Annotated in this window: 14 protein-coding genes; 5 read left to right on the top strand and 9 right to left on the bottom strand. The window is 37.4% G+C overall.

Going from position 1 to position 20,725, the window contains the following annotated elements:
- Positions 1-3: 3 nt before the first annotated feature.
- The 3 genes from AC2INI_RS08190 to AC2INI_RS08200 are packed head-to-tail and all read right to left on the bottom strand — an operon-like array spanning position 4 to position 4,978.
- Positions 4-1,296 carry an HlyD family type I secretion periplasmic adaptor subunit gene (locus AC2INI_RS08190; protein WP_486304585.1) on the bottom strand — a complete coding sequence of 431 codons (1,293 nt, stop codon included), beginning with the start codon at positions 1,294-1,296 and terminating at the stop codon, positions 4-6.
- Positions 1,293-3,356: an ABC transporter transmembrane domain-containing protein gene (locus AC2INI_RS08195; RefSeq protein WP_486304586.1), complete on the bottom strand. Its 2,064-nt coding sequence runs from the start codon at positions 3,354-3,356 to the stop codon at positions 1,293-1,295. The genes AC2INI_RS08190 and AC2INI_RS08195 overlap by 4 nt, the downstream gene beginning before the upstream one ends.
- The gene (locus AC2INI_RS08200) at positions 3,356-4,978 is read right to left on the bottom strand and encodes an ABC transporter transmembrane domain-containing protein (RefSeq protein WP_486304587.1); all 1,623 of its coding nucleotides are present in this window, start codon (positions 4,976-4,978) and stop codon (positions 3,356-3,358) included. The genes AC2INI_RS08195 and AC2INI_RS08200 overlap by 1 nt, the downstream gene beginning before the upstream one ends.
- 138 nt (positions 4,979-5,116) lie before the next feature.
- Between AC2INI_RS08200 and AC2INI_RS08205 the strand changes: the two genes are divergently transcribed.
- On the top strand, positions 5,117-7,639 hold the full coding sequence (locus AC2INI_RS08205; protein WP_486304588.1) for an HD-GYP domain-containing protein: 2,523 nt from the start codon (positions 5,117-5,119) through the stop codon (positions 7,637-7,639).
- 60 nt (positions 7,640-7,699) lie between these two features.
- Here AC2INI_RS08205 and AC2INI_RS08210 read toward each other — a convergent pair whose 3' ends face one another.
- The 4 genes from AC2INI_RS08210 to ydiJ all read right to left on the bottom strand — a co-directional run bounded on the left by AC2INI_RS08210 (position 7,700) and on the right by ydiJ (position 15,501).
- Entirely contained in the window at positions 7,700-10,015 is a 2,316-nt protein-coding gene (locus tag AC2INI_RS08210) for a zinc/cadmium/mercury/lead-transporting ATPase (protein WP_486304589.1), read from the bottom strand.
- A gap of 153 nt (positions 10,016-10,168) precedes the next feature.
- Positions 10,169-10,585, bottom strand: coding sequence for a CBS domain-containing protein (locus AC2INI_RS08215; RefSeq protein ID WP_122033018.1), 417 nt, complete (start codon positions 10,583-10,585; stop codon positions 10,169-10,171).
- Positions 10,586-10,713: 128 nt separating this feature from the next.
- The gene (locus AC2INI_RS08220; protein WP_122033019.1) at positions 10,714-12,306 is read right to left on the bottom strand and encodes a hypothetical protein; all 1,593 of its coding nucleotides are present in this window, start codon (positions 12,304-12,306) and stop codon (positions 10,714-10,716) included.
- Positions 12,307-12,468: 162 nt separating this feature from the next.
- On the bottom strand, positions 12,469-15,501 hold the full coding sequence (gene ydiJ / locus AC2INI_RS08225) for a D-2-hydroxyglutarate dehydrogenase YdiJ (RefSeq protein ID WP_486304590.1): 3,033 nt from the start codon (positions 15,499-15,501) through the stop codon (positions 12,469-12,471).
- Positions 15,502-15,738: 237 nt separating this feature from the next.
- On the opposite strand from ydiJ, the gene AC2INI_RS08230 reads away from it, so the two are divergent.
- The 3 genes from AC2INI_RS08230 to AC2INI_RS08240 all read left to right on the top strand — a co-directional run bounded on the left by AC2INI_RS08230 (position 15,739) and on the right by AC2INI_RS08240 (position 17,651).
- A complete protein-coding gene (locus tag AC2INI_RS08230; RefSeq protein ID WP_122033021.1) occupies positions 15,739-16,440 on the top strand; it encodes a DUF3334 family protein in 702 nt (233 codons plus the stop codon).
- 218 nt (positions 16,441-16,658) lie between these two features.
- Positions 16,659-17,348, top strand: coding sequence for a DUF2786 domain-containing protein (locus AC2INI_RS08235; RefSeq protein ID WP_122033022.1), 690 nt, complete (start codon positions 16,659-16,661; stop codon positions 17,346-17,348).
- Positions 17,349-17,462: 114 nt separating this feature from the next.
- The gene (locus AC2INI_RS08240) at positions 17,463-17,651 is read left to right on the top strand and encodes a hypothetical protein (protein WP_486304591.1); all 189 of its coding nucleotides are present in this window, start codon (positions 17,463-17,465) and stop codon (positions 17,649-17,651) included.
- A 5-nt stretch (positions 17,652-17,656) separates the two neighbouring features.
- Here AC2INI_RS08240 and AC2INI_RS08245 read toward each other — a convergent pair whose 3' ends face one another.
- Together AC2INI_RS08245 and AC2INI_RS08250 are read right to left on the bottom strand one after the other, a co-directional pair.
- Positions 17,657-18,346 carry a GntR family transcriptional regulator gene (locus AC2INI_RS08245; protein WP_486304592.1) on the bottom strand — a complete coding sequence of 230 codons (690 nt, stop codon included), beginning with the start codon at positions 18,344-18,346 and terminating at the stop codon, positions 17,657-17,659.
- 9 nt (positions 18,347-18,355) lie between these two features.
- Positions 18,356-19,297, bottom strand: a complete 942-nt coding sequence (locus AC2INI_RS08250; protein WP_486304593.1) for a precorrin-2 dehydrogenase/sirohydrochlorin ferrochelatase family protein — start codon at positions 19,295-19,297, stop codon at positions 18,356-18,358.
- A 384-nt stretch (positions 19,298-19,681) separates the two neighbouring features.
- Here AC2INI_RS08250 and AC2INI_RS08255 point away from each other — a divergent pair, with 384 nt between their 5' ends.
- Positions 19,682-20,710 carry an amino acid ABC transporter substrate-binding protein gene (locus AC2INI_RS08255; protein ID WP_486304594.1) on the top strand — a complete coding sequence of 343 codons (1,029 nt, stop codon included), beginning with the start codon at positions 19,682-19,684 and terminating at the stop codon, positions 20,708-20,710.
- Positions 20,711-20,725: the final 15 nt, after the last annotated feature.

Here is a 20,725-nt window from a genome sequence, read left to right on the forward strand (position 1 = left end):
TCACTACCTTTCACCAAACGCCGCGCTCACGTTGGTGTAAATCGGTTTCCATAGGTATTGGAATACTGACTTCTCACCAGTGGTAATGTTTACTTCACCTGTCATACCAGGCAGGATAGAAAAACTTTCAGGGTTATCTCTAAAGTATGGCTTATCAACCGAAACTGTAACCTCATAATAAATATCACCCCGTTCACTTTTACTGGTTGTCGGTGATATTTTTTCTACTTCCCCTTTTAACGCACCAAAGCGACTGTAATCAAACGCATCCACTTTAATTCGAGCCGGTTGCCCTGTGGAGACAAAGCCAATATCTCTAGGAGATAAACGAGCTTTAAAACTTGCCTTTCCATCGACAGGAACAATCTCTGCAATCGTCCCGCCGGGAGTAATTACCCCTCCATTTTGAGTAGAAGGGATACTTTGAACCAACCCTTTAACTGGCGATTTAACGACAGTATCTAATACTTTTTCTTTACCTGAGCGAATACGAGCCTTTAAACCACTTAAATCTGCTTCGGCTTTAGAACGCTCAATATTCGCCTGAACTCTGGCCTCTGCCCCCAACTGTTTTAACTGAGCGACCACGGTTTCCGCTTTACGCTTTAACACATTCTCTTGGCTCTTTGCTTGTTGGATTTCTTTTTCAATCGATGCCAGTTTCTGCTTCATTTCTAGCACTCTTAGCTTAGAAATATTGCCTGCTTTCTGCCCTTTAACTAAGATATCCAACTCTTGTTTTGTTGCATTCAATTGACGCTGATAAACAGGCAACTCAGTTTGTAATCCTTCTAATTCCGCAGCGACCTGAGCTTGCTCTTTAATCACAGCACTTCGCTTTTGAAAAAATAACTCTTTCTCAGCAGCAAGTTGTTTTAACTGCTGTGATACTTGCCTAGGATAAAAATCGGCGTATTTTGAAAAATCAGGGTCTCGTGTTTCGACTAATGAATTCAAACGTTCAATAGTAAGCTCTAAAGCCGCTCTTTGGGCATTCAACTCATCCAAAGCTGTATTTTGAAATTTAGAGTCAAACTCAATCAGTGTTTGTCCTTTTACAACTAAATCACCTTCAGATACCAGAATTGATTTAAGCCGACCACCCGTCTCACTTTGAATGATTTGACGCTCTCCTTCAGGAATAACTGACCCCTTTGCTTTGGCAATCTCATCAACATTAGTAAATACCGACCACCCTATAAATAAAATCAAACAAACAGCAATAAAGTAAGTACTCAATGTCAATAAACGAGCCGTGACTTTTGATTCAATAATATCTACATTTTGTTTATTCATAGAGATGCCTCCGATGCTGGCTCTAAATTCGACGTTTCTGGTAATGGCCCAGCGTATACAAGTGTCCCACCATCAAGCACTATCACTTGATCTGCTAGCTTTATTAATTCAGGATCATGAGATGAAAAAACAATGGTCGATCGTCCTCTGCGTTGCGATAGCCATTGCTGAAAAAGATCTCGAGATGGGATATCCATTACCGGATTATCTAATAAATACAGTGGATATTCATGAAGGTACAGCTTCGCCTGTGATAACACCTTTGCTTCATATCCAGATAAAGCGTGAGAGATCTTCACTACAACAGATTCATTTAGCTGAGTATCTAAACCGCTAGGTAATGTTCTAAACCATGCTTCGCCACCCACCAGCTTAATTGCATTAATAATAAGAGCATCATCAATGCTTTTGTTATCACTCACAAACTCACGAACAGTTAATAATAATAATTCAGGCTTTGCTGAGTAGTACCCTAACCATTGTCTGTATATTTGGGGGTCATATTGTGACAAATTATGGTTATTAACCTTAATTACCCCATTCTGTGGTTGATTTAACCCTGCCAATAATTCAAGTAACGCCGTTTTCCCACTTGCCATTGGTCCTGTAATAGCAACAACTTGGCCTGATTCTATTTTCAAAGACAGTCCTGAAAGTGCAGGTTTCATTTGCTGTGGAAAACGCAAAGTAATTTGCTCTAACTCTATTGTTGGATTATCTGACGGTAATGAATGGTGTTGAAATGAAAAGTCACCTTCCACTTTTTGATTCATTGATTGATTGATTTGTAATTTTGCTTGCTTAATTTGAGTAAAACGAGCACTACTATTAGCGAGCATTTGAGCTGGCCCCGTGACCCTTGATATAAGCATCATGGTGGCAATTAATCCCCCAGCGGTCATCACTTGATTAAAAATAAGATCAATACCAAGAGCCACTACTGCCAATGTACTGAGTAGGCCTAATGCATAATAAATTGACGTATATTTGGCTTGATGCGCATTATGAAAGAAGCCGTTCTTTGCCGCTAAAACATTAGCTTTTTCAAAACGTTTTATCCAAAATTTACTCATGTTCGCACTACGTATAAAAGCTAATTTACTATTCAATTCAAATAATAATGAATAACGTGTTGTGCCTGAAACTGTTGTTTGATGGGAAGACCTAGCTAATTTTTTTTGACTGTGATGGGCTAACCCATAATAACAAAGTAAAGAAATGACAGGAACGATAACGAGCCAACCACCTAAAAAGCCAATTGCAATAAGAAAAAGCAAAACAAAAGGTAAATCAAATAATGCTCCGCCTAGTGGGCCTTGAAGTAGGCCTTTAAAGCTTTCAGCTGTAGTGAGTCGAGACATTAATGCAGATGATGGTAATGAGCGATTAGCTAATAATGAAGATCGAAAAACTCGATATAATACAGTTTCTGATATTTCTCGACTGATCCGATTTGAAATCGTTGTAAGTAATTGGCTTCGAATTACCTTTAACAAAAGCATCATTAAAAATAATAAAGCGGCTCCAATAGCTATCCCAAGCAATTCATGCTCTGCGTCCCCACCAATAACATGATCATAAATTGACATCGTAATAAAGGGGATAACTAACGCAAATAGATTAGCAAAAAAGCTAACCAATAAAAGCTTAGGTAGTAATGGTTTAAATTTACCAATCCGCTCACCTACCCAATCTGGTGCATTTTTCTCTTTAGGTTGTTCATGAATAAGAACGACAAGAGAAGAAAGCTGATTTTCAGGCCAGGTTTCGCTTTCAAACTCACCTTGTTGATAAGCTTGAAACTCATTCAATAAAAATCGACATACTTTAATTTCATCATCATTTATATACAGTGCCGCTAAATGTGACGTTGATGCTAATGCCCTTGAATAAGGGTGAACAGTATAAGCAATTCCTAACCGCTCCAATAAAGTAAAAATATCATTAACACCTTCAAGCTTATTTGATGAAATCCACTCTCGACTAAAGGCATGAACATTCGTATTTACGTCCATCGCCATCAATAAATCAATGACTTGAGATTGATAGTTCTTATCCATTAACTTTCTCCTTGTAATGGCATAAGCTCAGCTCGTTTTTGAGCTAATTCAACTAAGCTAGGATGGTCTGTATTTAAAATAATTGTTTTGCCCTCTTTTGATAACAATGACAGCACTTTTGCTAACCTTGTTACAGACTCAATATCTAGGGCTATCTCTGGTTTATCCAAAAACAGTAACGGTGTCGGTTTTGCTAATTGACACACTAACGACACCAACTTGATAGCACCTTGGCTTAGTTGCTCTCCTAATTGAGCACCGACCTTTGTTTCCAAACCATTAGGAAGATCCGCTATGATGCTATTTAAGCCAAGCGCCTCTATTAGAGGTTGAATATCTCCTACTCTATCAACGTTGAAGCCTGTCAAATTATCTAATAAAGATCCTGAAATAAGAATTGGGCGGCTGGTTACAAATGCAGTTTGATGGCGATAATCATAATAATCACCGACAGATACACTGCTATTCCAACGTAATTGTCCACCGGCCTTTGCGTCTAATCCTGAGAGGTTAGCCATCACCTGACTAAGTAAGTCGGTATCCTTACCTTTTAAAGCAATAATTTCTCCTTGCTGCACACAAAAATCTAATTGGTAACAAGAACCAAAGCGTTCAATCGTATAGCCTTCAGCTGTTAAGGATTCAAACATCGGTAATTTTTCTGATTTAATTGTTTCATGTGATGCGATGTTCTCAAATAAATCTTTGACTGAATGATTTGCAACTTGAAACGAACTGTATTTCAATCTCAATCCGACCAAAGCACTCATAGGAGCAACCGCTCTTCCCGACAAAATAGAACAAGCGGCTAATCCACCAGTGGTTAAATCGCCAGATAGCACAGACAAACTCCCAATAATTACCATAACCACTGAGGTTCCCAACGCGGCTATTTGAATACACTCCTGAGCAATAGCGGTATTTCGTTCAGATTCAGCGACGGACAACCATCGATTCTGATTTAATTGTTTAAAGTATTGAAATGTTCTCGACTCTGCTGCCTGTTTTTTCACACCTTCAAGCATAGTAAATACCACGACTAAAAAGTTCATACGGCTAATTTCATTCTCCGCAGCTATTTTTGCGTGTTGATATGATTTACTTGAAAACAACCAAACAAACAGGGCTGCAGCTATCCAAACAATTATTGGAATAAAAACAAGCCCCCCACCAACATAAGCAACCAATGAGAGAAAAATCAAAACAAAAGGTACATCAATTAGCCCACTTAATAGACCACCAGAATAAAATTCTTTGATTGAAGAAACCCCTTTTAATCCCTCTTGCAAATTACCGGGTTTTAAACTTAACAGTTCTTTTGCTGGTAACTCAGTGAGCTGATGTAATATATAGGAGTACATATTTTTTTCTGTGTTGATTGAGGCGGCAGCTAGAATCCAAGAACGAACAAATCGTAGAAATGCATCAAGTAAAATAGCAACACTGGCACCGCAAACTAGCAATACAGCAGTGCCATAACTTTGATTTGGTAGGATTCGATCATAAATTTGTAGCACCACTAACGGAATCGCTAATGATAAAATATTGATAAGCAATGAAGATGGTAAGACCTTCAGCATCACTTTCTTTTGAGTAGAGTAGTAAGAAGACAACAAATCCATTTTGAGTCACCTATGTTTATTACGTATCTAATCAGTTTTGGATAAAACTTTTAGGTTTTCAAGTAAACATTTGGTTTTATTTGTTTTTATACTCTACATTAATATAAAAATATAAAGTTCAACGAGAAGAGAGTTCTTATGAAACGAGTTTCATTAAAAACGTACTTATTTATTATTTTTGCGACTATTTTCGCCCTATTTTCAGCACATCTATATATCAATATAAAAAGCGCTGTCACAAAACTATCAAGTGAACATATCGCTGATGTTGCCGAGCTTCACCAGAAAATTATCAGTAATAATGTAAACTTCACCATATACCAAATAGACGCATTAGCAGAAGAAATCTCTGATATAAGCTCATTGGATATTAATAATATCCCACCATCACTAATCAACTTTATATCTTCTGCTTTTTCTCACTCTCCTGCATTAACTAATGTATATATCTATGACATTGAAGATAATGGTATTAATTTAAAAAATATTAACGGCACCATCGAAGCAGAATATGCAACTCGTTTATCATTGGAGGAGATGTGGAAAACAAACAAAACATATACCTTCAATAATGAGTATCTTTATTTAAGCCGCTCTAAAAATACGAATCTAAAAATCATCTTACAAATATCGACTTCAATTTTCTTTAAAACAACAGACCACGAACTTGTAAATAAAAAAAATGTCGGATTTTATCTTTATGATTACCAGTTAAAAGAGATAATTTACTCAGACCATGTCCCTACTCCTTTATCGTATTCACAACTACAAGGCGTACTACATGATGAGCATGAGACCGTGTCTCTAGATGGCTCTACCTACACCGCTTTTGTCCACAAATTAAATCGTAGCTCTCTGTATTTTGTATCTCTCATCCCTGGAAGTGTTATTAATCATAACTTTAATACTATATCTAATGATTTATTTTTGAATGTCATCGCCTACATATTTTTCGCGATATTGATTATATTTCTATCCTCTTCTTACATATCAAATCGATTAGTTACACTGCTTAAAAACGCGCAAAAAATAAATCACTTTCAATTTAATCAACAGAAAAAGCAAGATTCGATTGTTAAAGAAATTCATAACCTCAGCAGCACGCTTGAAACGATGGATCAAACTATTGATGATATTTTAAAAATGGTTTTCATCATTGCAAAAAGCGGTAATTTATTTCAATTAGGCGCGATTGTTGATAAAAAAATCCATAAGATTACGACAGGACACAGTTATCTTTATATTACGGATAACGAAAATACATTAAGCAGTATCGAAGGTAAGAAAAAGATCCCTATCAAGAATCAAGAACAATCTTATTACTATGAAGCCTCTGTCCATTACTTCAATTTACATAATGATAAGAAAAAACTCATTGGCTGCCTAGTCATTGAAGTTCCACTTAATCATACTGTCCCTAAATACCGACTATTATTTATTGAACGTTTAGTGCAAATAATCGCAGTATCCATTGATAAACAGAAACTTCTAGAGCAACAAAAAGCCCTTTTGCTTTCTTTTACTAAATCGATTGCCTCTGCCATTGATGCAAAATCTCCTCATACTGCAGGCCATTGTCAACGGGTACCAGAATTAACATTGATGCTAGCAAAAGCAGCTCAAGAAAATCAAAATCAATGGAATAAATTTTCATTGAATGATGAGGAGTGGGAAGAATTATACCTTGCTTCTTGGCTTCACGATTGTGGCAAGCTTACCACTGCTGATCACGTAATAGATAAAGCAACAAAACTGGATATGTTTACAAATCGTATTCATGAAATCCGAACTCGCTATGAAATTCTAAAACGAGATGCTGAACTGTCTTACTTACATGAACTGCTTAAAAGTAGACAAAACACACCAGAATTAGAAAGTAATTACCATAATATAATTAAAGAACTGGATGAAGAGTTTGCGTTTATTGCCCAATCTAACCTCGGTGCTGAATTTTTTAGTGAAGACAATATTGAACGTCTAAATAAAATAGCGAAAAGAACCTTTATTCGCACCTTGGATAAACAACTTGGATTATCATGGGAAGAAAAACAGCGCTTGCCTGATGCAGACAAAATCACTCCGACTATTGAATCCATTTTGCAAGATAGCAGTAGTCATCTCATTCCTTGGGAGCAAAACCGAAAAGCGGATGAACAGTTTAATCTTAAACCTTACCAGAATAAGTTTAATCACGGCGAGATATATAACCTCTCTGCTCAGCGAGGAACCCTAACCAATGAAGAACGTTTTTTAATTAATGACCATATTATTCAAACTATTAATATGCTTAAAGAATTGCCTTATCCTGATCACCTTAAAAACATCCCTCAAATTGCAGGTGGGCACCATGAACAAATGTCAGGTAAAGGGTACCCTTATGCTATTCCTGCATCTCAATTACCGGTAACCGCAAGGATGATGGCTATTGCTGATATTTTTGAAGCACTGACTGCCAGTGATCGCCCTTATAAAACACCAAAGACACTGTCTGAATCATTAAAAATATTGGCTTTCATGGCAAAAAATCAGCATATAGATAAAGAGATATTCCAACTGTTTTTAGAAGATAAAGTTTACCTTGAGTACGCCAACAAATTTTTAAAACCAGAGCAAATTGATGAGATTGATGTGTCGGCTTATCTTACTCTTGCACATTCATAAACAAAAAACCGCCATTCTAAACAAATAAAATGGCGGTTTTATTTTTACTGTATCGTACGTTTATTTTTCTTTAAAGCGCAATAGACGCAGTGCATTCAAAGTTACTAAGGCTGTCGCACCACTATCAGCTAAAACTGCCACCCATAAGCCAGTAATACCAAACAAGCTGGTGACTAAGAATACCGCTTTTAAACCAAGCGCTAAGGTAATGTTCTGACGAATATTACTTAATGTTGCTTTTGATAGCGCAACCATTGGTGCGAGTTCTTCTAAACGGTTATGAGTTAATGCCGCATCTGCGGTTTCAAGAGCAACATCGGTTCCTCCACCCATCGCAATACCAATAGAAGCGGTCTTCATTGCTGGCGCATCATTAATACCATCACCGACCATTGCCGTTTTTGCCTGCGCAGTTAACTGCTCAACGTATTTCACTTTATCTGATGGCAATAAACCCGCTTTATAGTCAATATTCAACTCTTCAGCAATAGCTTTTGCTGCGCGTTCGTTATCGCCAGTAAGCATGATTGGTTTTATACCTAATTTAACTAACTTCTCAACGGCTATTTTTGCATCTGGACGCAGTTCATCACGCCACGTAAGTAACCCTGAGATCTGCTCATTAATAAGGACTAATACAACCGTTTTACCCTGCTGCTCTAGAAATGCAATTTGGCTCTCAATTTCAGGGATAACCTCACCATCAAACTGCTGCGGTGCATACAATTCAATACGTTGCTTATTGACGGTACCCTTAATACCTTTGCCAACCACTGTTTCACGGTCATCGGCTTCAATAACAGTTAATCCTTGTTCTTGCGCTTTTATTACTACGGCTCTTGCTAATGGATGAGATGAGCCCATTTCAACCGCGGCTGATTGCAATAAAATACTTTCTTCGGTTTCAGCTTCAACTAAAACACGAATATCAGTCAGTATTGGCTTACCTTGGGTTAGTGTTCCCGTCTTATCAAATGCGATGTTTTGAATATGACCAAGCTCTTCTAATGCAGCGCCCCCTTTAATCAAAGCTCCGCGTTTTGCCGCTGTAGCTAAACCAGAAGTAATCGCTGCTGGTGTTGATATCACTAACGCACAAGGACAAGCGATCAGTAGCATAGCTAAACCACGGTAAATCCACGTGTCCCATGATTGACCAAACATCAATGGTGGAATAATAATAACCAGTAATGACATCAGCATCATTGCTGGCGTGTACCAACGACTGAACTTATCAAGAAAACGCTCTAAAGGTGCTTTGCGAGATTCTGCTTCCTCAATCAGATGTAAAATACGATCTATCGCATTCTCACCTTGTGCCGAAGTGATCTGAATTTCAATCACACGATCATTAACAATAGAACCAGCCATTAATGGATCGTTAGCCTTTTTATCTACAGGAACTGACTCACCGGTTAGTGCACTTTCATCAAAAGAAGCGAATTCAGAAAGTAAAATTGCATCTGCGGCTAAACGATCGCCTGGAGAAACTTGAACTTTATCTCCTACGTTTAATTCTGATGCTGGAACTTCTTCTTTAGTGCCATCCGATTTAATACGAACTGCAGTATCAGGCACTAAATCCATTAATGCTTTTACACCACTTCTCGCTTTTGCCGACGCATAGCCTTCTAATTGTTCACCTAACATAAACAATAAGATAACCATGGCCGCTTCTACCGTTTCACCTAAATAAACAGCACCGATTGCAGCTACCGTCATTAAAGTTTCGATTGAGAATGGCGATCCATTTATCGCTAAACGAATCGCTTTACGTCCAATAGGAATTAATCCAAATAGACCCGCGACAGTAAAAGCGATGGTGCCTAGTTCTTTATTTACTAAGTTAATACCTGTTGCGATAACTAAGAAAGCAACCAAGGTTAACAATAATATATTCTTTTTCCAGAACGGCTGAGATTCACTCTCTGATGTGTTTTTTGCACCTATATCAGATAGCGGGAAACCTGTGGTCTTAGCCACACTAATAATTTGTTCAAATACCGCTTCGTTCTTCGCTCTTACCGTCAGTTTTTCGGTTGCAAAAATAACGTTAGCATCAATGACATCTGGAATCGCTAGTATAGCTTTTTTCAATTTTGCAGCACAGCTTGGGCAATCCATTTCAGCAATAAGCCAACTGCGAGATAATGAAGCGCTATTTGGTGTTACAGGGGAAACAACTAAGGGGTCTGATTCTCCAGGATCACTTCCGCAACATGAGTCCGCATCTGTTGATTTATCAACGCTGCTACAGCAATCAGCAACCGCGCTTTCTGCCTTTATTGCCGTGATATTTGGTGCAGCAGCACAACACGAACTTGATGGGTTATGTTTATGATCATGGCTCTGTGTGGTTTTATGAGTAGTACACATGAGAAAATCCTTTCTGTTAGGTAATTTGTTTATCTACACTAACTATAGACCTTAGAGTTAACTCCAAGGTCAAGGATAAGTTTGCTCAAATATAAAAAAAGACACCGAAGTGTCTTAATTTTTAATTATATCAAAATGTTATAGAGATAATATCTACACTGGGTGTTTGAAACAATGTCCAATTGACTCACTCAATGCCTGAAGTACATTTCGACGAGTGATTATCCCAACTAACTTACCTTCTTCTACTACAGGGTAAATTTTAGGTTTGTTATCTGTCATGTTCTGAGCTAAATCAATAATGGTATCTTCAGGTGTGACGGTAAGTACTTCTGTTCTCATCACATCAGAGACTAAATGAGTGTCTTGGCAGTGATAGCTCACCCCAATTAACGATTTAATAAGATCTTGCTCTGAGATGAAGCCAATGACCTCTCGCTGCTCATTCACAACTGGACCACCAATATGTTGCGAAGTAATAAATTGATCTAAAGCCGCTGATAATGACATATCCGCTGTCAAATAAAGAGGTCGTGCGCTCATGTATTGTTTTACTTTTTTATTTTCCATTATAGCCCCCTAACGTGCTATCAATCAGTTTTGATAACTTAAGTGTGGACTATTTTTGGAAAAAAGCTAAATCACTCTTTCCTATCTCTGTGATGGATGAAACCTATTGAGCAAAAATTTAGCTAAATCTATGAACTACCCAACAAAACATCAATTAAGATTTTCTTATTTTGTTCAACTGATGACATTACGTTTTCATAACCTGCGGTGTTATTAGTTCTTTCCATTCTGTGTATAACGGCTAAACATTGCTTAATGTTTTCTGGTGCTTTCATTAAATTCTTCCCTTTTAGCGTTAAAGTCAGAAGCATATAATTCAAGTCTGATGAGTACGGGTAAGTTTGGCCAATTTTAGTCAATTGTGCACTATTATCATCTGCTGACTTTTGAGCTCTTAACCATTGATAAACTTTATTCAATTTTTGAAAGTGAGCCATTGATTGTTGTAACAATAACGGCGCACTTTTTTTCAAACCCGCTTGATCAAATACTTTATACAAAGCAACACATAACTTAACTTCACCAGCCATGGCTAGAACACCAAAGGTGGCTACTCTAAATTCATCCGATGCGACTTTACGCTCAGATAAAAAACGATGATAACAAGTGGCTGCGATGGCTTTCGCTTTATAACGCTTTCCTTGCTTAAATAGTTGACGAGCAATGAAAATATTTATGTAACCTTGTAATTCATCGCGCTTATCCATCGCTATACGTTTTTTTAACGTTATAATAAGTTGACCAAAATAACGACGATATTGTTCCTTATTCAAGGTCATACTTGACTTATAAACAACGTCTGCGATATCCATAATCATCTTATTTAGAGTCGTAGGATTAATGCCTATATGATAAAAACGTTTCATTACCATATTATGCACTAATGCGGGTTCATTATTTTCAATAATAAATGTTAAATAAGAATAGAAAGCTTTATCATTTTTCGGATTATTTTCAAAAGCCTTTGCTAAAGATGTCTGGACTTTAGATAACTGTTTTGCTTCTGTATAAATATCAGCAAGCATTAAATTTGCTTGGAATAAGTACTTTTTAGAGCGCAGTAAAAGCTCAAGAACAGGGATTGCTTTTGGTTTTTCTACCACATGACAATACGCCATTAAATTCTGTGGCATTATTTCGCTTTTATCGTGGCGCTGATACACCTTTTTAAAAGTCGAAAAATCTTTTGCTTTATACAACTCTTCTAGGGTCATATTGAGCAGCATACGATTTTTATACGTTCCAGAATAAGTCTGTGCTCGTTGGATAAAAGCAGATTGAGACCCTTTTACTTCACCCACTAACTTTTCTATAAGTAGTGTTAAGTTAAAAGATTTTTTAATTAGATCATCTATATAACCAAAATTAATTGGGCTATTAACAATAAAATCCGGGAAGAGCTCTCTCGCGTTAATATCATCAACTAATGAATCATCATTATCAATGTCGATAATAAAAATAGGACGTTTTCCAAACTTAGCTTTTTCACGTGCGTGATTAACTATCTCACAAATCACTTCATGATCAGCATAGTGATATTCAATAAAATAATAGTCATAAACAGGCAATTCTGAAGCTCTCATACTGATATTAAAAGAATCAGCACTCTTAAAGCCCGCTTTTTGGAAAAACTGACGGATCTGAGTACTACGTTCTCTTTTTTCAGTAAAAACCAACACATTCATTTGTGGAATACGTCTAATTAACTCAGCACTGCTCATCTATCATATAACTCGAATAAAAGTAACAAAACAACACACCAACCCGTAAAGGGTAAAATAACCTTAAAATAGATACAAAATCAACATTTTTGCAAAATAATGAGGGTTACTTCACGGAAATTTTGCGCTATTTTATCACACAATAGCGCAAAATTAAGCTATTTAAATGTTCGTCAATATTGCTTGTAAAGGATGCTGCAACTGCTCTCCTTCAAAGCGTTTTACTTGACTTCGACATGAATACCCTGTGATCAAACAACGCTCTTTATCTAAATTAGCTAAGTTACCTCTCCAGCTTAAATCATAAATTGCTTTTGAAGTTTCTAATTTATCTGCTTCGTGACCATAAGTCCCTGCCATGCCACAGCACCCAACAGGAACGGTATTAAGCGTTAACCCAAAGTGAGTAAATATCTCACCCCACTCTTTCTCTGCATTAGGCATTTTTGTCTTTTCAGTACAGTGAGCAAATAGTTTCCAAGGTCTTGTATCAAATACTGTCGCTTTATCAAAAGAGGATAATTTAGGATACAGCCACTCATGCACTGTCAGTACAGTAAAATCACCACGATTATCCGTCAAAATTTCATTGTATTCGTCTCGATAACAAAGAACTAAAGCAGGATCTACGCCAACCATTGGAATTTTTAATTCAGCAACTTGATTTAAGAACTCACTCGTTGTTGTCGCTGTCGTTGTAAATTGCTTTAAAAAGCCTTTCACATGTTGTGCTTTACCGTTTGGTTTAAATGGCAACAATATTGGCTTCAATCCAAGTCGTTGAATTAACTCAACGAAATCACTCACTACACCGGCATCATAATAACTAGTGAATGGGTCTTGAACAATCAGGACATGCTTCTGACGCTCCTTTTCAGAAAAACCTTTCAATTGTTCTAGATTAAATTGAGAAACATCTTTCTTTTGACAACGCTCAGTTAACGTAGGAACCGATAGTAAAGGCATATCAACATAGCCTAATGTTTTTTTCGTCAACGCTTTGGTTACCGGTTGCTTCAATACACCATTAACGACTTTGGGGATTTTAGCCATGATAGGTAGCATGGTTTCAATATTTGCAACCATGTAGTCCTTCATTGGCCTCTGGTAACGGCTGTGATAGATATTTAAAAAACGCGAACGAAAGCTTGGAACATCCACTTTAATTGGACACTGACTTGCACACGCTTTACAGGCTAAGCACCCCATCATTGCATCATGCACTTCATGCGAGTAATCATACTCTTTGCCTTTATTTATTCGATTACGAATGCGATCAATGATTTGCTTAATTGATGGACGTTTTGTTAAAAGATCATGTTCTAACTCAACAGGATCAATGCCTTGCTCTGATAATTGACGTAACCATTCACGAACAAGCCCTGCACGGCCTTTTGGAGAGTGACGACGATCTGCAGTTACCTTCATCGATGGACACATTGGAGAGCTCGTTTCATAATTAAAACACAATCCATTACCATTACATTCCATCGCTTGATTAAAGCTATCTCTTACTTCAATTGGAATTTGGCGATCATAATAACCGCGCTTTGTATCACTCACTTTGACTAATTCAGCATCACTCTCAAGCGGGGTACAAATTTTACCTGGATTCATTTTGTTGTCAGGGTCAAATGCGCCTTTAACGCGTCTTAACTCAATAAATAGCTCTTCACCAAAAAACTCAGGTCCGTATTCTGAACGGAAGCCTTTACCGTGCTCTCCCCACATTAAGCCGCCATACTTAGAAACTAAAGCAACCACTTGATCTGAAATAACGTGCATTAACGCTTCTTGCTCTGGATCACACATATCTAACGCAGGGCGTACATGTAATACGCCGGCATCAACATGGCCAAACATCCCGTAGTTCAGCTTATGTGAATCTAATAACGTTCTAAATTCTTGAATAAAATCGGCTAAATTCTCTGGTGGTACGCAAGTATCTTCAGCAAAGGCAACAGGCTTAGCGGCACCTTTTGTTGCGCCTAATAAACCCACCGCTTTTTTTCGCATCGTATAAATACGACCAATACTGGCAACATCCTGCGTTATTTGATAACCGATAATACCGGCAGATTCTGATTCAATAAGTTGCTCTAACTTTGCGATAAGAACCGAAACTTGCTGTTCAACCACTTCCGGCTCTGTTCCTGCAAATTCCACCATATTTAAGCCAAGCATTTTTTTGTTTGGAACATCAGTAATTAAATCACTAACGCTATGCCAAACAATATCTTGCTTTGCAAAATTCAATACTCTTGAGTCGATGGTTTCAACAGAAAGCGCATTAGCCTCAACCATAAATGGCGCATTTCGTAATGCAGCATCAAACGTATCGTATTTTACATTGATTAAGGTTCTGGCTTTTGGAATGGGTGTAATATTTACTTTCGCTTCGGTTAAAAAGGCTAATGAACCTTCTGCACCACATAGTACGCGTGTAATATCAAATTGGTCCGTTTCTGTATCTAACGCATTTTTTAAATCGTATCCAGTTAAGAAACGATTTAATGGCGGAAATTTATCTTCAATCTGTTTACGCTTATCGCGACACACTGCTGCAGTAATATCTAAAACAGAACGAACAGCTTCTGATTGTTCATCATAAGAAAGTGATGTATCCAAACACTGTCCATTGGCCAGAACTGCGGTTACTGCTAATACGTGATCTGATGTTTTACCGTATTTTAGTGAGCCTTGTCCGGATGCATCAGTATTGATCATCCCACCAATAGTCGCTCGATTACTGGTCGATAAATCAGGAGAAAAGAAAAAGCCATGCGGGCGCAAAGCATCATTAAGTTGATCCTTAATTAGCCCTGTTTGAACTCTCGCCCAACCCTGTTCGACATTAATTTCCAACACATTATTCATGTAACGAGAGAGATCGACCACAATGCCTTTCGTTAGTGACTGACCATTGGTACCAGTACCACCACCACGAGGAGAAAAAGTCACCGCTTTATAATGTTCTCTGTTTGCTAGAGAAGCTAAACATTCAACGTCTTTTGTTGTTTTTGGAAGTAAAACGGCTTGAGGTAATTGTTGATAAACACTGTTATCGGTCGCAACTGCCAAACGACTTGAATACGTCGTTTCGACATCACCACTAAAATCGGTTTTTGCTAATTGATCTAAATATTCAAGTACCGTTGAGTCGATAGACGACTGAAATGGTAATACTGGTAACATTGCTCCATGCTCCTAAAATCGCTGATCCCTCAGCACTATTAATGTTGTTCTTTAGACACTTTACAACATCTCGCATGGATAAAACATCAAAGCTATGCTATATCCGTTAAATATTTATAATATGACTCGTCTCATAAGAGTCAGTAAAACGAAAGATCAACACGAACCATTACACAGAATAAAAACGAGATGTTATTCTGCTAGGGATTCGATGGCACATTTTTTATAGAGAACGTTATGAAACCTGCAACCAGAAAAAATAAGACAAAAACCATTACGACTGACGATATTCTTCTTACTTTATGTCGTTCAATGTCAGGGGTGTTAACTAAGGCTACGCAAAGTCCTGTTAACTATTCATCAATGGTTCAAAAAATAACAAAGACAAGCTTAAAGCCTGACTTTGGTTGTTTTGTTCTTTTTGATGGTGGCTTCTCTGGTTTGGTTGTAACTAACTTTACTAAAGATGCTGCACTAGAATTGTATACAAGATATATGCGCAATATGGGTATGCCTGATGAAGAGTTGGCCATTTTACACACTTCAGATGAAGTTGGAGATGTTCTTGGTGAATTGATGAACCAAATCGTTGGTGATTTTACCGGGCAGATCCGAAAAACATTGCAAACCACAATTTCTCAAAACCAACCAAAGATGCTGACGTTAAACAAACAAGTCATCCTTTCTGTTGATACTAATTTAGATCGACCTCAGGCACGTCGAGTGACTTTTACTACTGCAAATAATCATATTTTCTATCTTGAACTTGCAATGGATAAGACTGAGTTTATTGAGCTTGAAGGCTTTGAACAAGAAGAAGAGTTTGATGCTGATGACCTATTTGAGCAACACAAATCAGGAAATAATAAAACCTCAGAGATAAAAGATACAACATCTCAAGATTTTGATGACTCTTTGTTTGATGAATTAGGGATTTAACTCTCCCCCTTAATGCTTAATAGTTAATAGTTAAGACAATGGTGTTTCTTTGTGATTGTTGACAGACATAAAGAGCACCATCCACAACCCTAAGTATATAAGTAAGTTCTTCTTTTCTCATTATTAAATCCTCTTCTGCATCTTTTGAATACCAAATACCTTCCAAATCAAATAAGAGACAGGTAAAATAACGACCCGCTAAAAAGTAAGGTAAATCTATGTCGTCTACAAAGCAAAAGGCTCTAAAAAAGATCGCTAAATGTCTTGAACTCGGTAATTCAGCTAATGTGAATGAAGCCGCTCAAGCCATTAAGATGGCGCATCGCCTTATGCTTAAGTATGGTCTTGAAAAAGATGACATTGAGTTTATCAAGATGGGAAAAACCCAAAGTACTCATCTACTCCCAAGTAACGTTGGCAGCAATATTTTAAAGATCATTCGTGGTATCAACACTCGATTTGGTGTTGAAGCCGTATTGCTAAATCATAAAGGACTCAAAAAAGTCGAATTTATTGGATCTGCTGATCGTGCTATTTTTGCGGCTTTCGCCTTCGATATTGTTTATCGCGAAATGAATGAACAAACAGGTCAGTTTAAAAATAGTTTTGCAGGCTCTGGCAAAGGACAACTCGAAGTCACTAAACGAGTGAATTCATTTTTAGCTGGTTGGATTGAAGGCGCTCTTGAAAAATTACCCGTCATTGCACCCGATGATGAATCAGCCAACAAAATTAATGATTACATCGATAAAGAATTTAAAAATATCGACCGCGAAACATTTAAGCAACAGCTACGTGAAGCCATGGCTAATATGACAGCGGATTACGAAAAAGGGCTTAAAAAAGGTCGAACTATTTCAGTTAATCGACCTGTTGCTGGAGCTCAAGCGCCAAAGCGACTAAATTAACAGTTTAGCAACAAATACACATCAAATAAGGTTTCAATTGATTTAGATCAAAAGTTATGTCTCTATTCCACGACACTTTAAATTTGTTAATAAAATGTATCAGGGAGGGATTTTATGACGTTATTAAGAAACCCTAAGTGCTATACCGATGTATGTATTGATGGCAAATGGTTCCATTATGATCACTGCGGTACTACTGTCTATATGTTAAAAGGTGGTGCTTCTACTGAATTTAACCTTGATTCAGAACCTGTCACCGAAGGTGAGTTGATTAATCAAATAAAACAACTCAATGCCTTCTAAATACTTTAATCAATCTTAATCTCAATCGCATCATGACAACAGCGGGTCACCTGTAATAAATAGCCTTTTTTATCGTTATTTATTGCAGATTGCTGAATATCCAACAACATACTTCCTGAGCTAATATTCAATATACCGGACTCAAATTCTGTCGCGGGAATAACACCAAGTTTTAACGATAAGTTATTATTTTCTAAGCCATAATGCTCTTTCATAAGATCTATAACGTTATTGTCATTATCCATTTTTTTTAATGATGGGAATAATAACTCTGGCAGATACAGATATTGAACGGCTATCTTTCGGTTTTCTAGTATGATCAATCGACTATACATTAAAACATAGGAAAAAGGGGCTAACTTTAATGTGTCAGCCACAATTTTAGGTGCTAATAGACGCTTTGAATCAAGCGTTTTAATGCTATAAGATCTATTTTTTTGCTTACATACCAATGGAAGATCAATTTCGGCAAGTGGATTAAACGCCAGGGCTTCCTTAGATACAAACCACCCCCTTCTCTCTTCTTTGTATACTTTTCCTGATAAAGCTAAATAATTAAGCGCTTCACGTAACGTAATTCGAGTCGTTGAAAATGCTTCTGCTAATACTCTTTCCGAAGGCAGCTTATGCCCTGGTTCAAGCATGCCACTTTCTATTTGCTCTTCTATGGCATCCTTTATTGTTAAATATTGCATCCACTTTCCTTAAAGTGTTGGCACATAGATATCACTTGATAAGTAACTCTGTAATTTCTCATTGCGTACGAGATGACCTTTTTTCATTAAGATCGTAACTCGAATTTTTTCTCGTTCTGCTTGAGCCAAATATTCGACGATTTCTTGCTCTGAACTAACAAATAAGCGCTCTGCATCACGACGGCATAATTCAACAAACTCAGATGGACAATCTTCAAAGCAGATCACCCATTCGGCTTGCTGCATCAAACGTAACGATTTTAACGTCAACATTTCCGTCTCTTGATGGTATTCAATCCAATTACGCTCAGCCGTTGTTTCAATATTTTTTGAAAGGTGCTGACTAAAAAGATGTTCAAGTTCATTACGAGTTGTCAGTGTCTCTATTTCTGGCGCACGTAAAAAGGTTTCCCAAAACTTTCTTCTTTCGTCTACGGTTAAAAAGTGTTGTTTAATTACATTTCTTTTATCTGCTCCAAAATCAGCCAACATCGCTACTTTTGTCGATAATTGCGTTTCTATTTGCTCTCGTATAATACGAATCAATACTGGTGATGAGCCACCACTTGATATAGCAACTTGTACTCGCCCACGATTCACCATTGATGGGGTAATAAAATCGCAGTGTGGGGTATCATCCACAACATTCACTAAAATACGAGCGTCATGTGCATCACGATAAACTTGATGATTTAGATCTGAATTATCCGTCGTTGCCCAAACTTGCACATATTCTTTTGTTAATAATTCACTATGGTAAAACCCTTTTATATAGTGAATTTTTCCTTCTTCTACATAATTCATCAAGTAGGGTTTGATCGAAGGAGCGACCACAGTAATATCTGCATCTGCTTGCAATAGCATATCAATCTTTCGACACGCAACTTCCCCACCACCAATGACTAAGACTGGTCGCTTTTGAATATCCATAAAAATGGGAAAATATCTCATTACTGCTTTTATCCTTACGTTTTATGTTCTTGACTCACTATACCTTGCTTTAACAAAAGAAGGTATTTATTCACTATTTTGTTCATTTCCACTTAACAGATTCAAAAAATAAATAAATTAACAATATTGTTACATTTATAGATGTAAGACCAGATAAATTACACTAGATAAAGTTAATATTGCAGTTCAATCCACTATATTTTTTGGAAAACACAGATCTCTTTGCCTATAATTTAGACAGTACATGATTTCACAAATTAATAACTATTCTATATGTTTTAAATACAGTTGCTTACAAACTGAGCGACCCGTTACCAAATGGCCAACACAACACAATAGATTGTGATACGCCAATTCAATAATGGATTACAAGGAAGAACACAGATGAAATTTAAAACGACCCCACTCTATGCTGCACTTACCGCTTCTGCATTGCTGCTATCAACACAAGCTGTTGCTGCAAACGGTACATTAGAAAAAGTGAAAAAAAATGGATATTTACAATGTGGTGTTAGTACCGGCCTTCCTGGCTTTTCAAACCCAAACTCAAAAGGTGAATGGGAAGGTATTGATGTAGAATTCTGTCAAGCGGTTGCCGCAGCTGTTTTAGGCGATAAATCAAAAGTTAAATATGTTCCGCTAACTGCAAAAGAGCGTTTTACTGCTCTACAATCGGGTGAAATCGACGTTCTTTCTCGTAATACAACATGGACACTACACCGCGACACTTCTTTAGGTTTAAATTTTGTTGGTGTTAACTACTATGATGGTCAGGGTTTCATGGTGAAAAAAGACCTTGGCTTAACCAGTGCAAAAGAACTTGATGGCGCATCTGTTTGTGTTCAATCAGGAACAACAACAGAGCTTAATCTTGCCGATTACTTCCGTAACAATGACATGGAATACAAACCTGTTGTATTTGATACCGCGGCGCAAACCTCTAAAGGCTTTGATGCAGGTCGATGTGATGTCCTAACTACTGACCAATCTGGCTTATATGCCCTTCGTTTGAATCTAAAAGATCCAAAAACAGCACAAGTATTACCTGAAATCATTTCAAAAGAACCACTAGGCCCCGTTGTTCGTCAAGGTGATGACCAATGGTTCAACATCAATAAATGGGTGTTGAGTGCAATGATTAATGCTGAAGAATACGGCATTAACTCTAAGAATGCAGACCAAATGCTAAAATCAAAAGATCCAAACATCAAACGTATTCTTGGCGTTGACGGACCTAAAGGTAAAGGCTTAGGGATCCGTGATGATTGGGGCTACCAAGTCGTGAAACAAGTGGGTAACTACGGCGAAAGTTTTGAGCGCACGGTTGGTAAAGGTTCTCCTCTACAAATCTCACGTGGCGTAAATGCCCTTTGGAATGCAGGCGGTTTCATGTACGCCGCTCCAATTCGTTAATCAACTAATAATAAA

The organism is Aliivibrio friggae (assembly GCF_057368515.1).